The 20523-nt window shown below is 70.9% G+C and carries 20 protein-coding genes; 10 read left to right on the top strand and 10 right to left on the bottom strand.

Annotated features, from left to right (window positions below; all coding sequences use genetic code 11):
* Both BT98_RS0102795 and BT98_RS0102790 read right to left on the bottom strand, forming a co-directional pair.
* Complete coding sequence (locus BT98_RS0102795; protein ID WP_019460094.1) at positions 1-1737, bottom strand: peptide ABC transporter substrate-binding protein; 1737 nt, start codon at positions 1735-1737, stop codon at positions 1-3.
* Positions 1738-1863: 126 nt separating this feature from the next.
* Positions 1864-2595 (bottom strand): orotate phosphoribosyltransferase, encoded by a 732-nt coding sequence (locus BT98_RS0102790; protein ID WP_019460095.1) that lies wholly within the window; start codon positions 2593-2595, stop codon positions 1864-1866.
* Positions 2596-2658: 63 nt separating this feature from the next.
* On the opposite strand from BT98_RS0102790, the gene BT98_RS0102785 reads away from it, so the two are divergent.
* A complete protein-coding gene (locus BT98_RS0102785; RefSeq protein ID WP_019460096.1) occupies positions 2659-3651 on the top strand; it encodes a mitochondrial fission ELM1 family protein in 993 nt (330 codons plus the stop codon).
* 123 nt (positions 3652-3774) lie between these two features.
* Positions 3775-4749 (top strand): Bug family tripartite tricarboxylate transporter substrate binding protein, encoded by a 975-nt coding sequence (locus BT98_RS0102780; protein ID WP_019460097.1) that lies wholly within the window; start codon positions 3775-3777, stop codon positions 4747-4749.
* Between the two features lie 38 nt (positions 4750-4787).
* Here the strand turns inward: BT98_RS0102780 and BT98_RS0102775 are convergent, their stop codons facing one another.
* The gene (locus tag BT98_RS0102775; protein WP_019460098.1) at positions 4788-5504 is read right to left on the bottom strand and encodes an MgtC/SapB family protein; all 717 of its coding nucleotides are present in this window, start codon (positions 5502-5504) and stop codon (positions 4788-4790) included.
* Between the two features lie 216 nt (positions 5505-5720).
* Between BT98_RS0102775 and BT98_RS0102770 the strand changes: the two genes are divergently transcribed.
* On the top strand, positions 5721-6242 hold the full coding sequence (locus BT98_RS0102770; RefSeq protein WP_019460099.1) for an ankyrin repeat domain-containing protein: 522 nt from the start codon (positions 5721-5723) through the stop codon (positions 6240-6242).
* A gap of 97 nt (positions 6243-6339) precedes the next feature.
* On the opposite strand, the gene BT98_RS0102765 is transcribed toward BT98_RS0102770, so the two are convergent.
* Complete coding sequence (locus BT98_RS0102765) at positions 6340-7956, bottom strand: catalase (RefSeq protein ID WP_019460100.1); 1617 nt, start codon at positions 7954-7956, stop codon at positions 6340-6342.
* 121 nt (positions 7957-8077) lie between these two features.
* A complete protein-coding gene (locus BT98_RS0102760; RefSeq protein WP_019460101.1) occupies positions 8078-9400 on the bottom strand; it encodes an NAD(P)/FAD-dependent oxidoreductase in 1323 nt (440 codons plus the stop codon).
* Between the two features lie 153 nt (positions 9401-9553).
* Between BT98_RS0102760 and BT98_RS0102755 the strand changes: the two genes are divergently transcribed.
* The gene (locus BT98_RS0102755; protein WP_019460102.1) at positions 9554-10630 is read left to right on the top strand and encodes a tartrate dehydrogenase; all 1077 of its coding nucleotides are present in this window, start codon (positions 9554-9556) and stop codon (positions 10628-10630) included.
* A gap of 243 nt (positions 10631-10873) precedes the next feature.
* On the top strand, positions 10874-11119 hold the full coding sequence (locus BT98_RS0102750) for a hypothetical protein (protein WP_019460103.1): 246 nt from the start codon (positions 10874-10876) through the stop codon (positions 11117-11119).
* 121 nt (positions 11120-11240) lie between these two features.
* Here BT98_RS0102750 and cuyB read toward each other — a convergent pair whose 3' ends face one another.
* The 3 genes from cuyB to BT98_RS0102735 form a co-directional block, all read right to left on the bottom strand.
* Positions 11241-11948: a cysteate racemase gene (gene cuyB, locus BT98_RS0102745; RefSeq protein ID WP_019460104.1), complete on the bottom strand. Its 708-nt coding sequence runs from the start codon at positions 11946-11948 to the stop codon at positions 11241-11243.
* A 66-nt stretch (positions 11949-12014) separates the two neighbouring features.
* The gene (locus BT98_RS0102740; RefSeq protein ID WP_314233791.1) at positions 12015-12506 is read right to left on the bottom strand and encodes a YdcF family protein; all 492 of its coding nucleotides are present in this window, start codon (positions 12504-12506) and stop codon (positions 12015-12017) included.
* A 35-nt stretch (positions 12507-12541) separates the two neighbouring features.
* Entirely contained in the window at positions 12542-12916 is a 375-nt protein-coding gene (locus tag BT98_RS0102735) for a hypothetical protein (RefSeq protein WP_019460106.1), read from the bottom strand.
* Positions 12917-13205: 289 nt separating this feature from the next.
* Between BT98_RS0102735 and BT98_RS0102730 the strand changes: the two genes are divergently transcribed.
* From BT98_RS0102730 to BT98_RS0102710, 5 genes are all read left to right on the top strand, one after another.
* The gene (locus BT98_RS0102730; RefSeq protein ID WP_026033022.1) at positions 13206-14144 is read left to right on the top strand and encodes a 2-hydroxyacid dehydrogenase; all 939 of its coding nucleotides are present in this window, start codon (positions 13206-13208) and stop codon (positions 14142-14144) included.
* 1 nt (position 14145) lies between these two features.
* Positions 14146-14916 carry a class II aldolase/adducin family protein gene (locus tag BT98_RS0102725; protein WP_019460108.1) on the top strand — a complete coding sequence of 257 codons (771 nt, stop codon included), beginning with the start codon at positions 14146-14148 and terminating at the stop codon, positions 14914-14916.
* Entirely contained in the window at positions 14913-16031 is a 1119-nt protein-coding gene (locus BT98_RS0102720) for an ABC transporter ATP-binding protein (protein WP_019460109.1), read from the top strand. The genes BT98_RS0102725 and BT98_RS0102720 overlap by 4 nt, the downstream gene beginning before the upstream one ends.
* A 371-nt stretch (positions 16032-16402) precedes the next feature.
* Complete coding sequence (locus BT98_RS0102715; protein ID WP_019460110.1) at positions 16403-17914, top strand: NADH-quinone oxidoreductase subunit M; 1512 nt, start codon at positions 16403-16405, stop codon at positions 17912-17914.
* 126 nt (positions 17915-18040) lie between these two features.
* Positions 18041-19336, top strand: a complete 1296-nt coding sequence (locus BT98_RS0102710) for a Gfo/Idh/MocA family protein (protein ID WP_019460111.1) — start codon at positions 18041-18043, stop codon at positions 19334-19336.
* Between the two features lie 91 nt (positions 19337-19427).
* Here the strand turns inward: BT98_RS0102710 and BT98_RS0102705 are convergent, their stop codons facing one another.
* A complete protein-coding gene (locus BT98_RS0102705) occupies positions 19428-19955 on the bottom strand; it encodes a DUF421 domain-containing protein (RefSeq protein WP_019460112.1) in 528 nt (175 codons plus the stop codon).
* A gap of 67 nt (positions 19956-20022) precedes the next feature.
* Positions 20023-20430, bottom strand: coding sequence for a hypothetical protein (locus tag BT98_RS0102700; protein ID WP_126281845.1), 408 nt, complete (start codon positions 20428-20430; stop codon positions 20023-20025).
* Positions 20431-20523: the final 93 nt, after the last annotated feature.

The following is a 20523-nucleotide window of genomic DNA, read 5'->3' as shown; positions in this document are numbered from 1 at the left end:
TCAGCCCGCCTTCCAGCCCGTGACCCAGAGGGAGGAAGGGTTCAGGTGCCCGGTCGGTTCCACCCCCGAGAGCCAGAGCGGCCAGACATGCGCCTCCGCCCGGTGCCAGAGCGGCAGGGCCGGGAGCTCCGTGGCGGTGATGGCCTGCAGCCGCGCCCAGAGCGGCCTGCGCTTCGCGGGGTCCAGCTCCTGCGGCAGCGCCTCCAGCAGCGCGTCCGTCTCCGCATCCCGGAAGCCCGGATAGTTCTGCCCCGACCAGTTCCGCTCGGCGATGGGGATCTCGCTGGAATGCAGGGTGCTGCGGGGCACGTTCTCCGGGCTGCTGACCCAGGCAAAGAGCGCGGCGCCGGTGAAGCGGCGCTGCGACAGGGTCTCGCCGAACAGCACGCGCGGCGGCTCGTTGCGGATGCGGGCCTCGGCGCCGATCGCCTTCCACATGCCCTGGACGATCTGCTGCACCTGTTCCCGCGCGCGGTTGCCGGCGGTGGTGTTGAACTCCAGGCTCAGCCTCTCGCCCCCCGCATGGACGCGGATGCCGCCGGGTCCGGGCTTCCAGCCGGCTTCCTCCAGCAGCGCCTGGGCGCGCTTCGGGTCGAAGGGCCAGTCGGGCGTCTCCGCGCCGTACATCGGGTCGTCCGGATGCACGGCGCTGCGCGCCAGGGGCTGGCGGCCGCCATAGAGGGTCTGCGCGATGCGGGCGCGGTCCATGCCGCAGAGCAGGGCCTGCCGCACCCGCCGGTCCGCCAGCACGGGGTTGTCGAGCCGCAGGTCGATATGCTCCCAGACCAGGCCCGGGCGGGTGAAGAGGCGGAAGCGGCCGGACTCGCGCTTCTCCAGCGCCAGCGCCTGTTCCAGCGGGAAGCCCATCTCGCCCGGCACCATGTCGATCTGCCCGGCCAGGAGCTGCGCCTCCAGCGCCGCGGTGTTCTCGACGGCGCGCAGCAGGATCCGGCGGAAGGCGGGGGCGGGGCCGTTCCAGTGCTCGTTGCGCTCCAGCGTCAGGCCGCTGCCCGGCTGCACCGCCGTGACGCGGTAGGGGCCGCACCAGAGGCCGGGATTCGTGCTGTCCGTGTCGTAGAGGGTGCGGGAGCGGTAGTTGCGCCGGTCGGCCTCCCAGCGGGCACGTTCCAGATGCGCCGGCAGCGGCACGAAATTCCCGGCCGAGCCATAGTCGAAGGACAGCCGGTCCAACCGCAGCGTGACGGTGCGTGGATCGGGCGCGAGGAACTCATAGGCGCTGCGGTAGAACTCGGCATTGCCGAAGCCGGTCTCGAAGCTGCGCCCGGCCTCCCAGGCGAAGCGGAAATCCTCCGCCGTGACGGGCGTGCCGTCGCCCCAGAGCCAGCCCTCCCGCAGCCGCCAGGTGACGCGCATCCCCGGCTTGCCCCCGGGCGTGGTTTCCAGCGCGGCGAGGCCGTTCTCCAGGCTGGGCAGGGTCTCGCAGCCGAGGGCCTGGAGCTTCCAGTCCGGCCCGTAGGCCGTCAGCGGGCGGTGCACGAAGCCGAGCGCATAGGCCTTGGCCATCATGCTCTCGATGTTCGGGTGCAGGGTGGAAGGGTACTGGGTGATGCCGATGGTCAGGCTGTCGCGCGCACCCTGCGCCCGGGCAGGCCGTGCGGAGGGGGCGAGGCCCAGGGGAGCAACGAGAGGCGAGAGCAGCGAGGCGCGGAGGAGCGAACGGCGGCCCGCGTGGCGGGCGGCGGGGCGTGGCGGCGGCTCTGCGTGGTCCTGGCCCAAGAGGTGTCGGCTCCCTGCTTCCGGTGCTGTCCGCGGACTCCAACACAAGGCGGCCGGTTTTGGAACTCGGCGCGCGCGCCCCTGGGGGGAAGGGGACACCGCCCCCGTGGGCGGCGTCCCGGGATTTCAGCCTTCCGTCTTGGCCTTCATCAGCGCCTTGGCTTCCTCGGCGCTGCTCACGCCGCCATGCGCGCCGGACCAGCTCACCGGGTCCTCCAGGAACTTGCGGACCTCGCGCAGCGCGCTTTCCTCGAAATAGGGGCGCTCGCGGCAGACCTCCAGCACGTCCCACCAGGTGGCGAGGTGGTGCAGGCTGAGGTTCATCTCCTTCATCGTGTCGAAGGCGCCCGGGAAGACGCCGTAGAAGAAGACGACGAAGGTGTGGTCGCAGATCGCGCCCGCGTCGCGCAGCGCCTGGGTGAAGCGGATCTTGGAGCCGCCATCGGTGGTCAGGTCCTCGACCAGCAGCGTCCGCTTGCCCTCGGGCACGTCGCCCTCGATCTGGGCGTTGCGGCCGAAGCCCTTGGGCTTCTTCCGCACATAGGCCATGGGCGCCATCATGCGGTCGGCGATCCAGGCGGCATAGGGGATGCCGGCGGTCTCGCCACCCACCACGGCCTCGATGGTCTCGTAGCCGATGTGGCGGCCGATCTTCTCCACCGCCAGCTCGCAGATCTTCTGGCGGGCCCGGGGGAAGTAGATGATCCGGCGGCAATCGATATAGACGGGGCTCTTCCAGCCGGAGGTGAAGGTGTAAGGCTCCTCGGGCCGGAAGTTGACCGCCTTGATCTCCAAGAGGATGCGCGCGGTGGTCAGTGCGGCATCGCGGTCCCAGTCAGAGGCGTGTCGGGCAGTCATGCGTGGTTCTCCTGATCTGGCGTGGGTTAGCCTCCGCGCCGTGTCCCGTCCATGACCGATCGCATGGCGGCGCCCCGCATCTGGGTGCTGGCCGATCCCCGCGCCGGCACGGCGGCCCAGGCCCTGGGCATCGCGGAGCGGCTGGAGGAACGGCTGGGCGAGCCCTTCCGCACCGTCCCGCTCGCCTGGGGCCCCCTCGCGCGCATCCCCTGGCCCTGGCCAACCCTGGCCGGGCTGGCGCCGGCGGCACAGGCGGAGCTCCGCCAGGGCGCGCCGGCGCTGGTGATCTCCGCCGGGCGCCGCTCCGCCCCGGTGGCGCTCTGGCTCGGGCGGCGCGGGGCGCGGACGGTCCATTGCATGCGGCCGGGCTTCGGCGCCAGGGACTTCGACCGGCTGGTGCTGGGGCGGCACGACCTCGCCGGGAAAACGCCACCCCTGCCGCCCAATGTCCTGCCGGTCCTGGGCGCCACGCACCGCCTGTCGCCCTCGCGGCTCGCCGCGGCGCGGGCGGAATGGGCGGCGCTGGCGGAACTGCCCCGGCCCCGGACCGCACTGCTGGTCGGCGGCCCCATCCGGGGCGAGGGGATGGACCCCGCCGCCGCCGGGGAGCTCGCCGCCCGCGTCGCCGCCGGGTCCGGCAGCATCCTGGCCACCACCAGCCGGCGCACGGGCGAGGCCGCCGCCGCCGCCGTGGCGCAGCGCCTGGAGGCAAAGCCGGCGCGGCTCTTCCGCTGGGGCGATGCCGGGCCGAATCCTTTCGCGGGCTTCCTGGCCTGGGCGGATGCGGTGGTGGTGACGGGCGACAGCGTCTCGATGCTCTCGGAGGCCCTGGCCGCCGCCGCGCCGGTCTTCGTGGCCATGCCGGGCCTCGATCCCTTGGCGGCGCCGCGCCACGCGGCCCTGCACCAGAGCCTCTACGGGGCGGGGCAGGCGCGCCCCTTCGACGCCTTCCCGGAGCCCTTCGCACGCGCACCCCTGGACGAGAGCGGGCGGGTGGCGGCGGAGATCCTGGCGGCGGGGCTGCTGCCGGCGGCAGGCGGCGTCACGGCGCGCTGAAGGCGCGGGCACCCCGGCTTGTTCCGGCCATCCATCCGGGGCAGGATTCCGTCCACGGCCTTTCCCGGGCAGACCGGGGCGGCCGCACGACAATGCCGGAAAACCGGGCTGGGGAAGAGAAACATGTCCATCCGTCGCCGCACCCTGCTGCACACGCCGCTGCTGGCCGCACCTTTCCTGGCCCCGCGGCGGGCGGGGGCGCAGGCCGAGAGCTTCCCGTCCCATGCCGTGCGGGTGATCGTGCCCTATACCCCCGGCGGTTCCGCCGACATCGCCGCGCGGCTGCTGGCGGAGCCGCTGTCGAAGCAGTGGGGCCAGCCCGTGGTGGTGGAGAACCGTGCCGGGGCCAACGGGATCATCGGCACGGACGTGGTGGCGAAGGCGCCGCCGGACGGGCACACGCTGGCGATGATCTCGGTGAACCACGCCGTCAACGTGCCGCTCTACACCACGCCCTTCGACACGCTGAAGGACCTGACCGCGCTGACCGTGGTCTACAGCGTGCCGCTGCTGCTGGTCGCCGCGCCCGACTTCCCCGCCAGCACCCCGCAGCAGCTGGCGGAACTGGCGCGGCGCAAGGAAGGCAGCATCAGCTTCGCCGGGACCGGCGGCGCGGTGCACCTGGCGGCGGAGATGTTCGCCGCCCGCGCCGGGGCGAAGATGACGCACGTGCCGTATCGCGGCTCCACCGCCGCGCATCCGGACCTGATGGCGGGGCGGGTGGACGTGATGTTCGATCCCTTGCCCTCCGTGCTCGGCCATGTGCAGGCGGGCAAGCTGAAGGTCCTGGCCACGACCTCCGCGCAACGCCTGCCGAACCTGCCGGATGTGCCCACCGTGGCGGAAAGCGGCTTCCCGGGCTTCGAGGCCGCGACCTGGGGCGCGCTCATCGGCCCGGCGCGCATCCCGGCGCCGGTGGCGCGGCGCATCGCGGCCGATGCCGCCGCCCAGTTGCAGGTGCCGGCCGTGCGGGAGCGGTTCGGCACGCTGGGCGCCACCATCGTCGGCAGCGGCCCGGAGGAGGCGCAGCGCTTCGTCGCCGCGGAGGTGGCCAAGTGGAGCGAGGTGGCGAAGACCGCCGGGATCGAGAAGCAGTAGGCGTCCGCCCGGTCCGGGGAGGAAGCCGGCGGGGCGCGTCAGTCCTTGGTGCGGATGGCCCAGCTCGCATGGCTGACGCCGGGCAGCGCCCCCAGCCGGAGGGCCAGCGCATCCATCTCCACCGGGTCCACCGCCGTGCTCACCAGCGTGGCCACGATCTCGACCATCTCCTCGCCGCGCTCCTCCGTCTCGATGTCGCCGGCGGGGTAGTGCGCGGCTTCCAGCGCCTCCGACAAGGCCTCGCGCACGGAAGGCATGTCGCGTTCCCGGGCGGTGAGGCTGACCTCGTAGGTCGCCTCGGTGGTGCGCTCGTCGATGGGGCTGCGGTCGATCGCGTTCACCAGCGGCCGCAGCAGCGTGTTGCCGGCGATCACGAAGACGGTGAGGAGCCCGGCCTCCGCCACCATGTCCGCGCCGGTGCAGGCACCGACCGCCGCCGAGCACCAGAGGGTCGCGGCGGTGTTCAGGCCCCGGACGTTCATGCCCTCCTTCATGATCACGCCGGCACCAAGGAAGCCGATGCCGGACACGACATAGGAGATCACGCGCGTGGCCTCGGTCGCGCCGGCGATCCGCATCGCCAGGTCCACGAAGGCGGCGGCCCCCACGGCGACGAGCACATTGGTGCGCAGCCCGGCGGTGCGCTGGCGATACTGGCGCTCCGCCCCGATGGCGGTGCCGAACACGAAGGCCGCGGTGAGGCTGACCACCGTGTCGAGGAAGGGCCAGAATTCGAAGGTCTCGATGAAGCGCACGGGCGGTGGAGTCCGGATTCGCGAAGGTCCAGCCTGCCCAGTAGCAGGCCCCGGCGCCGCGATCAGGAGAAGAATCCGGGACAGCGCCGCCGGGCGCGCTTCCCGGCCTGCCGGACAGCGATCCGCCATGGCGCCGCAGCCGGAAAGCGGCCGCGGCGTTCTGCCCCTGTGCCGGGCCCGGCCTGCGGTCCGGATGTGACACGAACAGGAGGCGGGATGTCGGATTCGAGCCCCACGCTCCGGCCACAGCCGGATGAGGAAACCATCGCCTTCGCCGGGCGCGTCTTCCAGCTCGCGCGCAGCGGCGGCGCGGAGCAGATGCGGTCCCTGCTGGCGCAGGGGCTGCCGCCCAACCTGCGCAACGACAAGGGCGACACGCTGCTGATGCTGGCGGCCTATCACCTGCAGACAGACACGGTGCGCGCGCTGCTGGAGGGCGGGGCCGATCCGGAGATCGCCAACGACCGGGGCCAGACGCCGCTGGGCGCCGCGTGCTTCAAGGGCGGCGAGGAGATCGTGCGGCTTCTGCTGGAACACGGCGCGCGGATCGAGGGGCATGGCGGCGACGGGCGCACGCCGCTGATGATGGCGGCCATGTTCAACCGCACCGGGCTGGTGCGGCTGCTGCTGGAGCAGGGCGCCGACCGCGAGGCGCGGGATGCCCGCGACATGACCGCGCTGGACGCCGCCCGCGCGATGAACGCGCCCGACACGGCCGCCCTGCTGGCGGAGGGCTGACCGCCTCCGGGCAGCACGGGCGAGAACCAGGCGACGCAGCAAGGGCGCCGGGTGGTCCGGCGCCCTTTCCGTCGTGCCGGAATGAAGCGCCCGTCCGCTACTTGGCGGGCACCGGCTCCCGCGCCTTGCCGGCGGCCGCGGTGCCTTCCTCGCGCTGGCCGCTGGTATAGGTCGGCCCGGGCCGCCTTTCGCCGGGGGCCGGCTTGCCGGGCAGGGGTGGCAGGGCCAGGGCCTTCTTCAGGTCGATCCCGGCGCCCTCGGCCACGCGGCGGCCATAGTCCTCGTCGCAATGCCACCAGTGCCAGACCATGCGCAGGGCGATCTCCTCCGGGCAGGCCTTCATGTCGGCGACCATGTTGCCGATCAGGTCGTCGCGCTCCCAGTCCTCGAAGCTGCGGTAGCGGTCCCCGGCCTGCCTGTAGTCGGACTGGGTCATCGTCGTCTGGTAGCGGCCGAGATGCCCGTGGACGAGCTGGTGATAGTCCCGCTCCGGCTGCGGCGCCTCCCGCAAGCCGCCCTGCGAGCTGGGCTCGTAGTTGACGTGCCTGTTCTCGCCGCCGCCATCCACCTGGAAGGCCATCTGCCCATCCCGCTGGTTGGTGCGCTGGCCGTTCTTCGGCGCGTTGATCGGCAGTTGCAGGTAGTTGGCGCCGACGCGGTAGCGCTGCGTGTCGGAATAGGACAGCGTCCGCCCCTGCAGCATCTTGTCGTCCGAGAAGTCGATGCCGTCGACCAGCACGCCGGTGCCGAAGGCCGCCTGCTCGGTTTCCGCGAAGAAGTTGTCCACGTTCCGGTCCAGCACCATGCGGCCGACCTTCAGCAGCGGGAAGCGGTCCTCCGGCCAGCGCTTGGTATCGTCCAGCGGATCGAAGTCGAGCTCCGGATGCTCGCCATCGGCCATGACCTGCACGCAGAATTCCCATTCGGGATAGTCGCCGCGCTCGATGGCCTCGTAGAGGTCCTTGGTCGCGTGGCCGACCTCCTCGGCCTGGATCCTCGCGGCCTCCGGCGTGGTGAGGTTCTTCACGCCCTGCTTCGGCACCCAGGAGAACTTGGCGAGCACCGCCTCGCCCCGGTCGTTGACCAGCTTGTAGGTGTTGACCGAGGAGCCCTCCATGTGCCGGTAGTCCGCCGGGATGCCCCAGGGGCTCTTCACCCAGGTGACCATGTGCAGCGCCTCGGGATGGTGCTGCACGAAGTCGTAGAAGCGCCAGGCTTCCTGCCGGTTGGTCACCGGATCGGGCTTGAAGGCATGGATCATGTCCGGGAACTTGATGGCGTCACGGATGAAGAAGATCCGCAGGTTGTTGCCGACCAGGTCCCAGTTGCCGTCCTCGGTGTAGAACTTGACCGCGAAGCCGCGCGGGTCGCGCGCCGTCTCCGGACTGTCCTTGGAGCCGATGACGGTGGAGAAGCGTACGAAGAGCGGCGTCCTGTGGCCCGCCCTGGTCAGCACCTTGGCGCGTGTGTACTTCGTGGCGGGCTCGTCGCCGATCTTGCCATAGGCCTCGAAATAGCCGTGCGCGCCGGTGCCGCGCGCATGGACCACGCGCTCCGGGATGCGCTCCCGGTCGAAATGCGTGATCTTCTCGATGAACTGGTAGTTCTCCAGGGTGGCGGGGCCGCGTTCCCCCACGGTCCGCATGCTCTGGTTGTCGCGGACGGGATGGCCCTGCCGGGTCGTGAGGATGGAGTTCCGAGGCGTGTCGGCCATTCTGCTCTGCCTTCTGCTTTTTCGCCGGAAGCCCGGAAAATAGCAGCGCGGCGGCGGGCCGCTTCATGCCAATCGCGTTATGCCGCGCCGCAACGGGATGCTGCGGCGCGGCATGGGGGCGTCAGTCCAGCCGCAGCCGGGGCTTGGCGAGCCTTTGCAGCAGCTCCGAGGCCCAGATCAGCGGCACGCGGCGGCCATGCACCACGTACTGGTACTGGCGGTAGAGCATGTTGTAGCTGAGCTGGGCGAAGCGCCCCTCGATGAAGCCGCCGGGCAGCACGCCGAGCCGCCCCAGGCTGCCGAAGGCGTCGTAGCCGCCCAGCGAGACCAGGGAGCCGCGCTCCTTGTAGCGGAAGGGCGGCAGCTCCCGCCCCGCCAGGAAATCCGGCAGATGCGCGGCGAGGTGCCGGGCCTCCTGGTGCGCCACCTGGGCGGTGGCGGCGAGGGGGCGCTGGGCACCCTCCGGCACCAGGGAGCTGCAATCGCCCAGGGCGAAGATCGCCGGGTCGCGCGAGGTCTGCAGCGTGGGCCGCACCACGAGGCGGTCCGCCCGGTCCACCTCCAGCCCGTCCATCTCCCGCAGCACCGAGGGCGCGCGGATGCCCGCGGCCCAGACCCGCAGCGCGGCGTCGATCCGCCGCCCGCTCTTCAGCGTCAGGCCGCCGGCATCGACCGAGGCGACGGGGTCGCCGGTCAGCACCTCCACCCCGATCTCGCCCAGCACCCGGGCCGCGGCGGTGGAAACCCGCTCGGGCAGGGCGGGCAGGATGCGCGGCGCGGCCTCGATCAGCGTGATGTGGATGCGCTGGCGCAGCCCCGGCAGGCCATAGCCGGCGGCGAGGTCGAGCGCGTGGTTGATCTCCCCGGCCAACTCCGTGCCCGTGGCGCCCGCCCCGACGATGGCGATGGAGAGCGACCGGTCCGGACGGTCGGCGAGCGTCCGGATGATCTCCTCGCGCATCGCGACGGTGAAGGCTTCCGCCTGGTCGCGGCTGTCGATGAAGCGGCAATGCTCCTGGGCGCCGGGCGTGCCGAAGTCGTCGGCATGGCTGCCGACCGCGAAGACGAGCGTGTCATAGGTCAGGCGGGTGGTGACCGTGTCCTCGCCGCCCGGTCCCTGCAGCGTGCCCAGCGTCAACCGCCGCCGTGCCCGGTCCAGCCCGCGCAGCAGGCCGGGCCAGTAGGTGAAGCCGTGCCGCCGCGCATGGGCAAGGTAGGAGACCTGTTCCTGCGCGGTGTCGAGCGTGCCGGCCGCGACCTCGTGCAGCCGCGGCTTCCAGACATAGCTGCCGCTGCGGTCCACCAGGGTGACGGCATAGGGCACGGGCCGGCGCCGATGGCTCGCCAGACGGATGGAAAGGTCGAGCCCCGCCGCGCCGCCGCCCACCACCACGATGCGGTGCGGCTCCACCGTGCCCCGCGCGCCACCCTGACTGCCCGCCATGCATTCCTCCTCGGCCCGGAAGGCCGGCCCAATGGCCCCGTCCCGGGGTCTGGCCATGGTGGTCCGACCATGGTGGCCCGACCCCGGGACGGCCCGACCTTGCCGCATGCCCGCGATGGCGCCAACTTGCCGCCAACACCGAGGGAAATGCCGATGGCCGAGCCGCGCAAGCACCGTATCGCCGTGATCCCCGGCGACGGAATCGGACGCGAGACCGTGCCGGAGGGGCTCAGGGTCCTGGAAGCGGCCGGGCGCCGATTCGGTTTCTCGCTGGAATGCAGGGAATACGACTGGTCCTGCGACCGCTACCTGCACACCGGGGCGATGATGCCGGAGGACGGCCTGGAGCAGCTCCGCGAATCCGACTCCGTCTTCCTGGGCGCGGTGGGCTGGCCGGGCGTGCCGGACCATGTCTCGCTCTGGGGCCTGCTGATCCCCATGCGGCGCGGCTTCGACCAGTATGCCAACGTGCGGCCCTGCCGCCTGATGCCGGGCGTGCGCACGCCGCTGGCCGGACGCGGCCCCGCCGATATCGACTTCGTGGTGGTGCGCGAGAACACCGAGGGCGAGTACAGCAGCAGCGGCGGCCGCATGTTCCCCGGCACCGAGCGGGAATTCGTGACGCAGGACAGCGTCTTCACCCGCACCGGCGTGGACCGCATCATCCGCTATGCCTTCGACCTCGCGCGCACGCGCAAGCGGCGCAAGTTGACCTCGGCCACCAAGTCCAACGGCATCACCTTCACCATGCCCTTCTGGGACGAGCGCTTCGCCGCCATGGCGGCGCAGTATCCGGAGGTGCAGACGGACCAGTACCACATCGACATCCTCTGCGCCCATTTCGTGCAGCATCCGGACTGGTTCGACGTGGTGGTGGGCTCCAATCTCTTCGGCGACATCCTTTCCGACCTCGGTCCGGCGGTGGCGGGCTCCATCGGCATCGCGCCATCGGCCAACATCAACCCGGAGAAGCTGCATCCCTCGATGTTCGAGCCGGTGCACGGCTCCGCGCCCGACATCGCCGGCAAGGGCATCTGCAACCCGATCGGACAGATCTGGTCCGGCGCCATGATGCTGGAGCATCTGGGGGAGGCGGAGGCTGCGCAGGCGATCACCGATGCCATCGAGAAGCTGCTGGCCGAGGGCGGTCCGCGCACCCGCGACATGGGCGGGCAGGCCGGGACGGAGGATCTGGGCAAGGCGCTGGCGGCGCTGGTCGGGGCCGCCTAGCCTGGCCAGCCAGGGTCTCCCTGTCGTCCGGGCCTGGGCGATCCGCCCATGGTCCGGACGACAGGGAGTGACGGCGGGCGGATCTTCGCCTTAAATCCGTCCCTGCCCGGTCCGGATTGAGGGAATCGCGCCAGGGCCAGGGACGTAACGGCTTGAACGCTTGAATAGGCGTTCATGCGAGAATATAACCTAGGAACGAATTGCGAGCGATTCTCAAATAACTCGCAAACGCTGGAGTGTATGATGGGTCAGGAGTTCAGCCACATCGCCCGCCGCTGCGAGCGGGCCGTTGTGACCGCCTACCGCGAGCTGCGGGAGGGCGGCAATGACGACCTGTCGTCGTTCCGCGCCTGCACGGCCCTGTACCGCATCCACCATCCGGAAGCCTCGGTGAGCGAGGCGCAGCGCCTGGTGGCCGAATGGGTGGACCACCACATCATCCGTGCCGACACCGGCCCGACCATTGGCTGCGAGTGCGACGACGACTGAGCCTGCCCCGGCTGTCCCTGGCGGCCGGTTCCCTGCGTGACCAGCTTCTCCGCAACCGGCATGGACAAAGACCGGCCCGCTTCCTGATCCCGCCGGCCGGTCCTTGCTTCCGCGCCGCTTCCTACCCGGCCTCCCCCCTGGCCCATGCGATCGAGACGCGGGCCAGTGCGTCGATCGTGTCCACCACCGGAAAAGGCAGGACGGGTCCGGCCTGGATCCCGAGCGGGATCTCCGTGCAGCCCAGCACCACCGCCTCCGCGCCGCGTGCGATCAGGCTCCCCGCCACCTCCGCCAGGGGCGCATAGGCTTCCGCGACCCGGTTCGCCTTCACCAGCGCGATGCCTGGTCCGACCTTGTCGCGCATCTGCGCCTCGTCCGGCGTGATCACCTCGTGGCCGAGGGTGTCGAAGCGTTCCTGGTACAGCCGCATCGCCAGCGTGCCCGCCGTGGCCAGCAACCCGACCCTGGCGCCGGACAGTCCCTGGCGGCGCAGGTCATGGGCCGCCGCATCGACGATATGAAGGATCGGCAAGGAGGTGGCGGCGCGCATCGGCTCGTACCAGCCATGAGCGGTGTTGCAGGGAATGGCGATCGCGCCGCAGCCGGCCGCCTCCAGTCCGCGTATGCCGCGCAACAAGCCGGGCAGCGGGTCCTCCCCGCCATGCAGGCGCGCCTGGGTGCGGTCGGGAATGCGGGGGTCGGACCACAGCACGGCGGGGACGTGATCCTGATCCCGTTCCGCCGGTGTCAGCAACGTCATCCGCAACAGGAACTGCGCCCCGGCCAAAGGACCCATTCCGCCCAGGATTCCCAGCATCCGCTCCGCCATGGCCTCACTCCCCTTCGCCTCGATGCGGCGGCAGAGGAAGCATGGAGGGCGGGGGACGGGAAGGGGTCAGGCTGCCGGGGCCGGTCCGCGCCCGGCGCGGCGGTGCCAGAGCGCCAGGGCGGCGTCGTAGGGAATGGCCGGAGCCTCGCGCAGGCGCCAGCGCCAGTCCTGGAAGCCGGGGGCCGCGCGGGCTGCCGGGCCACGGCGCGCCGGGAGGCCCAGCAGGCGCAGCAACAGCACGCAGCGCGGGATGTGATAGGCCGAGGAAGACACCAGCACGGGGCCGCGCCAGCCTTGCAGCAATCCGGCAACGGCGCGGGCGGAGGACAGCGTGTCCGTGCCGGTCGGCTCCTCCAGGATATCGCCGGACGGCACCCCACCCTCGCGGAGCAGGCGGGCCATGACGCTCGCCTCGCTCGGCCCGTGCCGCCCCTTCGCCCCGGTCGGTACGTAAAGCGGCGGGGGATGCCGGTGGCGGCCATGCGACAGTGCCGCCTCCACCCGCCGCCGCAGGGTCTGGCTCGGGGAGTCGTCGGGCCGCACCGCCGCGCCAAAGATGACGATGGCGGCGCGGGGCCCTGGCGCGGCCGGGTTCAGGATGCGCGGCCGCCCGCCTGTTGCAGCATTTTGTCGGCGTCCTCGGCCGCGTTGCTGGCGACCTCCAGACGCAGGGAGGACCCATCGACCGTAAGGCGGCTGCGTTCGGCCAGCCCGGCACGGACCACGCCTTCACCGGCCAGCTTGGCCTTCTCCTGGCTGTCGAAGGTATAGGACACGGTCTTCCCGTCCGCGAGCGGGGCGGGGTCCTCATCCTGCATCTCCGAGGCCGGAACGGCGCGCGAGCCCCTGCCGCCTTCGTTCCCCACCGGGTCGCTGGCGGGAAAGGTGTCCTTCAGCGCCTCCTGTTCCTTCTCCTGTCCGTTGCCGGAGCCGGAAGCCGGATGCATCGTGGTCGGATCGGCGGCCATGGCGTTTTTCTCCTTCCGGGTGGTCCCGGTCCTGCGTCGGTCGGTCAGTCGGCGCCTCGCGGGCCGGGAAGATTTCCAGGGGGGTAACGATGCTGGTGCCATCGGGTTCACCGCCGCCGGACCGGCGCGGCTTCAAGGCGGTCGGGAGCGGCCTGGCCTGGACCGGGGCTGCCCGGGACGGCATGAACCCTGCATGGGCGCCGCCGGGCGGCAAAGGGCCAGCCCGGGCCGGCGCCCGGCTTCATGGAGGCCGCCGCCGCCGCGTGGGGCCGCAATCGGGGGCGAGCGAGTGATTGTTCTGGTGAAGTCGGGTGGCGAGGAAGCGGTGCCGAAATGGCGCAAGGCTTTCCAGGCCGTGGATCCGCGCCTGGATATCCGCTGGTGGGACGATGCCGCCGTGGCGCCGGAGGACGTGTCCTATGTCGTGGTCTGGGACCCGGAGCCCGGCCGGCTGAAGCGCCTGTCCAACCTGCGCGTCGTCTTCTCCTCCGCCGCCGGGGTGGACAACATCGTGCGTGACCCGGAATGGCCGCGCCATCTTCCGCTGGTGCGGATGGGCGGGCTGGAAACGGGCCAGCGCATGGGCGAGTTCGTGAGCTGGGCCTGCCTGTCCCTGCTGCGCGGGGCGCGGCGCATGGCGCTGGCGCAGGCGCAGGCGCGCTGGGACAACTTCAACCCCCGCTTCACCGCGCCGGAGCGGCGCGTCGGCATCATGGGGCTGGGCAGCCTGGGCGGCACGGCGGCGCGGATGCTGCGGGCGCTGGGCTTCCCGGTCGCGGGCTGGTCGCGCACCCGCAAGGAACTGCCGGGCGTCGAATCCTTCGCGGGGGCGGAGGAACTGGAGGCCTTCCTGGCGCGCACCGACATCCTGGTCTGCCTGCTGCCCTCGACACCGGAAACCCGCGGGCTGATCGATGCGCGCCTGCTGTCCCTGCTGCCCCGCGGCGCGCAGGTCGTGAATGTCGGGCGCGGCTCGCATCTCGTGGTGCCGGACCTGCTGGCGGCGCTGGACGACGGCCATCTGGACGGCGCGCTGCTGGATGTCTTCGAGCCGGAGCCGCTGGCCTCCGACAGCCCGCTCTGGTCGCATCCCCAGGTGATCGTGACGCCGCATCTGGCCTCGATGGCCAGCCTGCGCGAGCGTGCGCGCTATATCGCGGAGGCGATCGCCGCGCATGAGGCGGGCGATCCGCTGCCCAATCTCTACGACCCGGAACGGGGCTACTGACATGCTGCTCTACGACCCGCCCCGGAAGCCCGATCCGAAGCATGTGCCGACCGAGGCGGAGCTGCGGCGCGACCTCGCCGCCGCCTACCGGCTGATCGCCCTGCACGGGATGACCGACACGGTCTACACGCATCTCTCGGTGCGCGTGCCGGGGGAGGGGCATCGCTTCCTGGTCAACCCCTATGGGCTGCTCTTCGAGGAGATCACCGCCTCCTCCCTGGTGCTGGTGGATGCGGCGGGCGAGCCGGCGCAGAAGACGAGCTGGCCGGTGAACCCGGCGGGCTTCGTGATCCACTCGGCGCTGCATCTCGCCAGCCCGCGCGCGCAGTGCGTGATGCACACGCACACGCTGGCCGGCATGACCGTGGCGGCGACGGAGCAGGGCATCCTGCCGCTGAACCAGATCAGCATAGAGTTCCACGGCCGCGTCGCGATCCACGACTACGAGGGCATCGCCGCCGACGACAACCTGTCGGAGCGCGAGCGCCTGGTGCGCGACATGGGCGACCGGCCCTGCCTGATCCTGCGCAACCACGGGCTGCTCACCGCCGGGCGCACGGTCGCGGAGGCCTTCTACTGGATGTACTACCTGGAGCAGGCCTGCCGCATCCAGGTCGCGGCGCTCTCCGCGGGCGCGCCGCTCTCCATGCCGCCGCCCGAGGTGGTGGAGCGCACCCGGGCGCAGTCGCCCGACAGCCCGACCCAGGGCTGGCTGCTCTGGCAGGCGATGTGCCGCAAGCTGGACCGCGAGCAGCCGGAGTACCGGTCGTGAGCGGCGTGCTGGAACGCCCGGCCGTGGCGCGCGGGGCCGGGGCGGGCCATGCGCTGTCGCTGCGGGGCGTCACCCGCCGCTATGGGGAGGCGGCGGCGGTGGCGGATGTGTCGCTGGAGGTGGGGCGCGGCGAGTTCCTGACGCTGCTCGGCCCCTCGGGCTCCGGCAAGACGACGCTGCTGATGACGATCGCGGGCTTCGTCGAGCCCTCCGCCGGGCAGGTCCTGCTGGACGGGCGCGACATCACCGCCCTGCCACCGGAAAAACGCTCCTTCGGCATGGTCTTCCAGGGCTATGCGCTGTTTCCGCAGATGACGGTGGCGGAGAATGTCGCCTTTCCGCTGCGCGTGCGGCGGATCGGCCGGGCCGAACGCGAGTCCCGGGTGCGCGCCGCGCTGGATCTCGTGCAGCTGGACCGCTTCGCCGAAAGGCGGCCGCACCAGCTTTCCGGCGGGCAGCAGCAGCGCGTGGCGCTGGCCCGCGCCCTGGTCTTCGACCCGGCGCTGCTGCTGCTGGACGAGCCGCTTTCCGCACTGGACAAGAAGCTGCGCGCCGAGCTGCAGGACGAGCTGAAGGCGCTGCACCGCCGCGTCGGCCGCACCTTCATCAACGTCACGCACGACCAGGAAGAGGCGCTCTCCCTCTCCGACCGGATTGCGATCCTGAACCACGGGCGGCTGATCCAGCAGGGCTCCCCGGCGGAGCTCTACGAGCGCCCCGCGACACGCTTCGTGGCGGGCTTCCTGGGGCAGAGCAACTTCCTGTCCGGCACGGCCGAGGAAAGCACGGGCGACACCATCGCCTTGCGCCTGGGCGGCACGCGCCTGCTGGCGCAAGGCACCGCGCGGGTGGGGGAGGGCGTGGTGCTGTCGCTGCGACCCGAAAAGATCCTGCCGCTCGGCGAAGGGATGGAGGAGGACAACATGGTGGAGGGACGGGTGCTGTCCTGGTCCTATGCCGGAACGGCCTTCCACCTGTCCGTGGCGACCGGGGATCTCGGTGTGCTGCGGGTGCAGCTGCCGGCCTGGCGCGCGCCGTTGCAGCCGGCGGAGGGGCTGCCGCTGCGCCTGGGCTGGAGCCGCACGGCGGCGGTATCGGTGCACGACGACGGCTGATCCCCTCCCAGTCCGCCGTGTGGCCGCGGCCGGTCGGATCTTCGCCCCGTGGTTGCGCAGAAGTCACGTGACTTCCCTGGATGGTTGCTGCCACTCTTCCATCCTTGTGGCCGCAAGTAAAACGAACAGAATCCGAAACAACTTCGAGGCCCATAAAATTATATAAGACAAAACTATCCGAATATCCTGTCAGTATTCATGGATGCTCCATGAAAAATACGTCGGATTCGCCCTGTTACTATCCGATGTGCTGGCGGCCGGAAAGAAAAGCCGATAGGCGAAGCCTCCCGCGACATGGTGCGGTGCAACGAATCCTTCCGGAACAGGAAGGTTTCCGCGTGCCTGTCCTGATGCTTGCAAGGCTCCGCCGGATGAACGCTGCTGGCTTCCCGCTTCTATCGACCCTGACATTCCTGCCGCTGGCCGGCGTGGCCGCCATCCTGTGCCTGAGAGGCGAGGAGGAAAGGATCGGGCGGCTGGTGCGTGGAATCGCGCTCGGCACCAGCCTGGCCGTCCTGGCGCTCGCCTCCCTGCTCTGGTTCGGCTTCGACGGCGCCAGCGGCGCCTACCAGTTCCAGGAACACGCGAACTGGATGCCGGAGACGGGCATCAGCTACCACATGGGCGTGGACGGCATCTCCGTCCTCTTCGTGTTGCTCACCGCGCTCCTGACGCCGATCTGCATCCTGGCCTCCTGGCGGATGGAGCAGACCCGTATCCGCGCCTACATGATCGCCTTCCTGCTGCTGGAAACGGCGATGATCGGCGTCTTCTCCGCCGTCGACCTGCTGCTCTTCTACGTCTTCTTCGAGGCAGCGCTGGTGCCGGTCTTCCTGATCATCGGCATCTGGGGCGGGACGCACCGCGTGCGGGCGGCCTTCAAGCTGTTCTTCTACACGCTGGCGGGCGCGGTGCTGATGCTGCTGGCGGTGCTGGCCATCTGGTACGATGCCGGCTCCACCGACCTGACGCAGCTGATGGGCCTGCACCTGTCGCACGGCGCGCAGATGTGGATGTTCCTGGCCTTCTTCGCCGCCTTCGCGGTGAAGATGCCGATGTGGCCCTTCCACACCTGGCAGCCGGAGGCCTATGCCGAGGCGCCGACCGCGGGCTCGGTCATGCTGGGCGGCGTGATGCTGAACATGGGCGCCTATGGCTTCCTGCGCTTCTCCATCCCGCTCTTCCCGCAGGCGACGGAAACGCTGGCGCCCTTCGTCCTGGCCCTGTCGGCGATCGCCGTGGTCTATGCCAGCCTGGTGGCCCTGCTGCAGCAGGACATGAAGAAGATCGTGGCCTATTCCTCGATCGCCCATATGGGCATCGCCACGATCGGCGTCTTCTCCATCGACGAGCAGGGCATCTCCGGCGCGCTGCTGCAGATGCTGGCCCATGGCGTGGTCTCGGGCGCCGGCTTCCTCTGCATCGGCGTGCTGCAGGACCGCGTGCGCTCGCGCGACATCGGGCATTTCGGCGGGATCGCGAAGGTCATGCCGGCCTACGCCGTGGTGGCGATGATCTTCACCCTGGCCGCCATGGCGCTGCCCGGCACCGCCTCCTTCCCCGGCGAATTCCTGGTGCTGGTCGGCGCCTGGAAGATCAGCCCCTGGCTGACCCTGGCGGCCGGCAGCAGCATGATCCTGGGCGCCGCCTACATGCTGCGCATGTACCGGGCCGTGGTGTTCAGCCGCCTGCAGCGGACCGAGCTGCGCCAGCTCCTGGACCTTTCGGTGCGGGAGAAGCTGATCTTCGCGCCGCTGGTGCTGCTGACGCTCTGGATCGGCATCCATCCCGGCACCTTCCTGCATGTCTTCCAGGCCAGCGTCTCCACCCTGGTCCACCGGCAGGAAGCCGCGCTCGCCACGGCGCATCTCGCGGGCCTCTGATCCGCCGCCCGCGCCTTCCGGGGGGAGCGGGCACGCCGCCGTGAGACGGGGGCCACCGCCACCGCCCCGGCGGAACCGCCCGGAGGGGCGGGACGTTGAGGGGGGACGGAAACGGAGACCCCCGCCATGCCCGATGACAGCTTCTCCGCCACGCGGCGCGGCCTGATCCGCGCCTCCGGCCTGTCGGCCATGGGCCTCGCCATCGGCGCGGCGGGCGGGGCATCCAGCGGGGCGCCGGGCTATCCGGCCCCGTCGGAGATGGACACCGGTCGGGTGCAGAACGGCCGGGTCGTCTTCCCGAACTGGCGCAGCGAGGCGGAGCCGCGCACGCCGCCCCCGCCCGCGCCGCGCGCGCCGGGGGAGCGCCTGGGCTATGCCGTCGTGGCGCTGGGCAGGCTGAGCCTGGAGGAGATCCTGCCCGCCTTCGCCGAGTGCAGGAGCTCCTATCCGGCGGCGCTCGTGACCGGCAGCCCCGAGAAGGGCAGCGTGGTGGCGCGTCAATACGGCATTCCGCAAACCGCGGTGCTGGGCTACGCGGATTTCGAGACGCTGCGCGACCTGCCGGAGGTGAAGGCGGTCTACGTCGTCCTGCCCAACGGCATGCACCGCGAATACACGCTGCGCGCGGCGGCGATCGGCAGGCATGTGCTCTGCGAGAAGCCGATGGCGAACACCGCCGCCGAGGCGCAGGAAATGGTCGAGGCCTGCGCCAGGGCGGGCGTCAGGCTGATGGTCGCCTATCGCTGCCAGTACGAGCCCTACAACCGCGCGGCGATCGCGCTGGTGCGGTCCGGCGAGCTGGGCAGGCTGCGCTTCATCGAGGCGACCAACGTCCAGGCCAACGGGCCGGGGCCGCAATGGCGCTACTCCAAGGCCCTGGCCGGGGGAGGGGCGCTGCCGGATATCGGGCTCTACTGCCTCAACGCCACGCGCTACATCACTGGCGAGGAGCCGGTGGAGATCACCGCGCGCCGCTACAGCCCGCCGGGCGACGAGCGCTGGAAGGAGGTGGAGGAAAGCATGAGCTTCGGCCTGCGCTTCCCGTCCGGCGTGATGGCGAACTGCCTCTCCTCCTATGGCGCCTTCAACGACAAGACGCTGCGGCTGCATTTCGAGGGCGGGACCGTCGAGATGCCGGATGCCTTCTCCTATGTCGGGCAGCGCCTGATCGTGTCGCGCAAGTCCGGCAACGTCGTCGGGCAGGAGGAGCGCAAGATCCAGCACAAGAACCAGTTCGCGCTGGAGATCGACCATTTCTCCGAACGCATCCTGGCCGACGAGCCGCCGCACACGCCGGGCGAGGAAGGGCTGCGCGACATGCGGCTGATGGAGACCGTCTATCGCGCCGCCGCCGAGAACCGGCCCCAGGCGGTGGAGCCGGTACAGGCCACGACCCGTGGGCCGGACCCGCGGGAGGAGTGATGCCCGGCGGCGGAATTTCCGGCTTCAGCGGCCCGGCATCGCGCACGGGGCCGTTGGGGCAGCCGCGCCCCGGGGATGTTCCGGGGACGCCTTACCCGGCTTCGTCGCGGACATCATGGATGCCGGCCAGGCTGCCGATCTCGCCATGCCCGCTGGCATCCCGGACGACGCTCAGGCTTCCATCCGTCTCCAGCACCACGGCGGCGACCTGCCGGGGGTCGGAAGCCCCGGAGCCGCGGAGGGCAGCCAGGACTTCCGCCTCGGTGATGCGCTGGGCGCGCATCGCCCCCCGGAGGAACTGCCCCCGGTGCAGCAGCAGGGTCGGCTCCGACTTCACCAGGTCGCTGAAGCCCTGGAACCGGACCGAAAGCCAGGCGACGACGTATTGCAGCCCGGCCAGGAGCACGAAGGCCAGCAGCCCCTCCATCAGGGCCACCGACTTGCTGAGCAGCACGGTGGCCAGGGTGGAGCCCAGTGCCACAGTGACGACCAGGTCGAAGGCGTTGAGCTTGGCCAGGGTGCGCTTGCCGAAGATGCGCAGCAACACCACCAGGGCCAGGTAGGCGAGGGTTCCGACCACCAGGACCCGGAGCAGCCCGAACCAGCTATCGAAGAACATCAGGCCCCCATGGTCCGGGCCATGCCCGGCATATGCTGGTGACGACACTGGCGCGCCCGGCCGCCCCTCACCGGACGGAACCCGCGCCGCGGCCGGGGATGACATCCCCGCGAGGCCGCAGGAACCGGACGGCCAGCAAGCCGGCGAGCACCGCCCCGAGCGTGTCCATGACGATGTCCAGGATGCTGTCGTGCTTGCCTTTGATGACATTGCCGGGCGCGAACTGGTCGAAGCCCCACTCGGCGACCTCCCACAGCGCCCCGATCGCGATCCCGACGCTGGCGAGAAGGAAGAAGGCCAGAACCGGCTGCGGCGGCGCCGCCCGGAGAAACCGGCCGAAGACGACGATGGCGAGCCAGAAGGTGATGGCGAGGATGGTGCAGCCGTGCAGCACGCGGTCGAACCACCAGAACGGCTGATACAGGTCGAAGGCATAGCCCGCGATGTTGGCGACCCCGGCCAGGATGAGCAGCATCCAGGCCGTCGCATATCCGGATGTGGCGATTCCCATTGTCGTGCTCCCGGGCGGCAGGCAGGTCTGCACCCCTTCGCCCGCCATGTCGAACCT

The sequence above is a fragment of the Roseomonas mucosa ATCC BAA-692 genome (genome assembly GCF_000622225.1).
GTDB classification, from domain to species: domain Bacteria; phylum Pseudomonadota; class Alphaproteobacteria; order Acetobacterales; family Acetobacteraceae; genus Roseomonas; species Roseomonas mucosa.
This window is presented reverse-complemented; position numbering and strand designations above follow the sequence as displayed.

Bases quoted from the DNA above. Each gene is read 5' to 3' on its own strand.
- cuyB (WP_019460104.1), bottom strand. From the start codon at position 11,948: ATGGCGGAGCGGATGCTGGGAATCCTGGGCGGAATGGGTCCTTTGGCC.
- BT98_RS0102755 (WP_019460102.1), top strand. From the start codon at position 9,554: ATGGCCGAGCCGCGCAAGCACCGTATCGCCGTGATCCCCGGCGACGGA.
- BT98_RS0102790 (WP_019460095.1), bottom strand. From the start codon at position 2,595: ATGACTGCCCGACACGCCTCTGACTGGGACCGCGATGCCGCACTGACC.
- BT98_RS0102750 (WP_019460103.1), top strand. From the start codon at position 10,874: ATGGGTCAGGAGTTCAGCCACATCGCCCGCCGCTGCGAGCGGGCCGTT.
- BT98_RS0102785 (WP_019460096.1), top strand. From the start codon at position 2,659: ATGGCGGCGCCCCGCATCTGGGTGCTGGCCGATCCCCGCGCCGGCACG.
- BT98_RS0102735 (WP_019460106.1), bottom strand. From the start codon at position 12,916: ATGGCCGCCGATCCGACCACGATGCATCCGGCTTCCGGCTCCGGCAAC.
- BT98_RS0102700 (WP_126281845.1), bottom strand. From the start codon at position 20,430: ATGCTGCTCATCCTGGCCGGGGTCGCCAACATCGCGGGCTATGCCTTC.
- BT98_RS0102710 (WP_019460111.1), top strand. From the start codon at position 18,041: ATGCCCGATGACAGCTTCTCCGCCACGCGGCGCGGCCTGATCCGCGCC.
- BT98_RS0102725 (WP_019460108.1), top strand. From the start codon at position 14,146: ATGCTGCTCTACGACCCGCCCCGGAAGCCCGATCCGAAGCATGTGCCG.
- BT98_RS0102770 (WP_019460099.1), top strand. From the start codon at position 5,721: ATGTCGGATTCGAGCCCCACGCTCCGGCCACAGCCGGATGAGGAAACC.
- BT98_RS0102760 (WP_019460101.1), bottom strand. From the start codon at position 9,400: ATGGCGGGCAGTCAGGGTGGCGCGCGGGGCACGGTGGAGCCGCACCGC.
- BT98_RS0102780 (WP_019460097.1), top strand. From the start codon at position 3,775: ATGTCCATCCGTCGCCGCACCCTGCTGCACACGCCGCTGCTGGCCGCA.
- BT98_RS0102705 (WP_019460112.1), bottom strand. From the start codon at position 19,955: ATGTTCTTCGATAGCTGGTTCGGGCTGCTCCGGGTCCTGGTGGTCGGA.
- BT98_RS0102715 (WP_019460110.1), top strand. From the start codon at position 16,403: ATGAACGCTGCTGGCTTCCCGCTTCTATCGACCCTGACATTCCTGCCG.
- BT98_RS0102765 (WP_019460100.1), bottom strand. From the start codon at position 7,956: ATGGCCGACACGCCTCGGAACTCCATCCTCACGACCCGGCAGGGCCAT.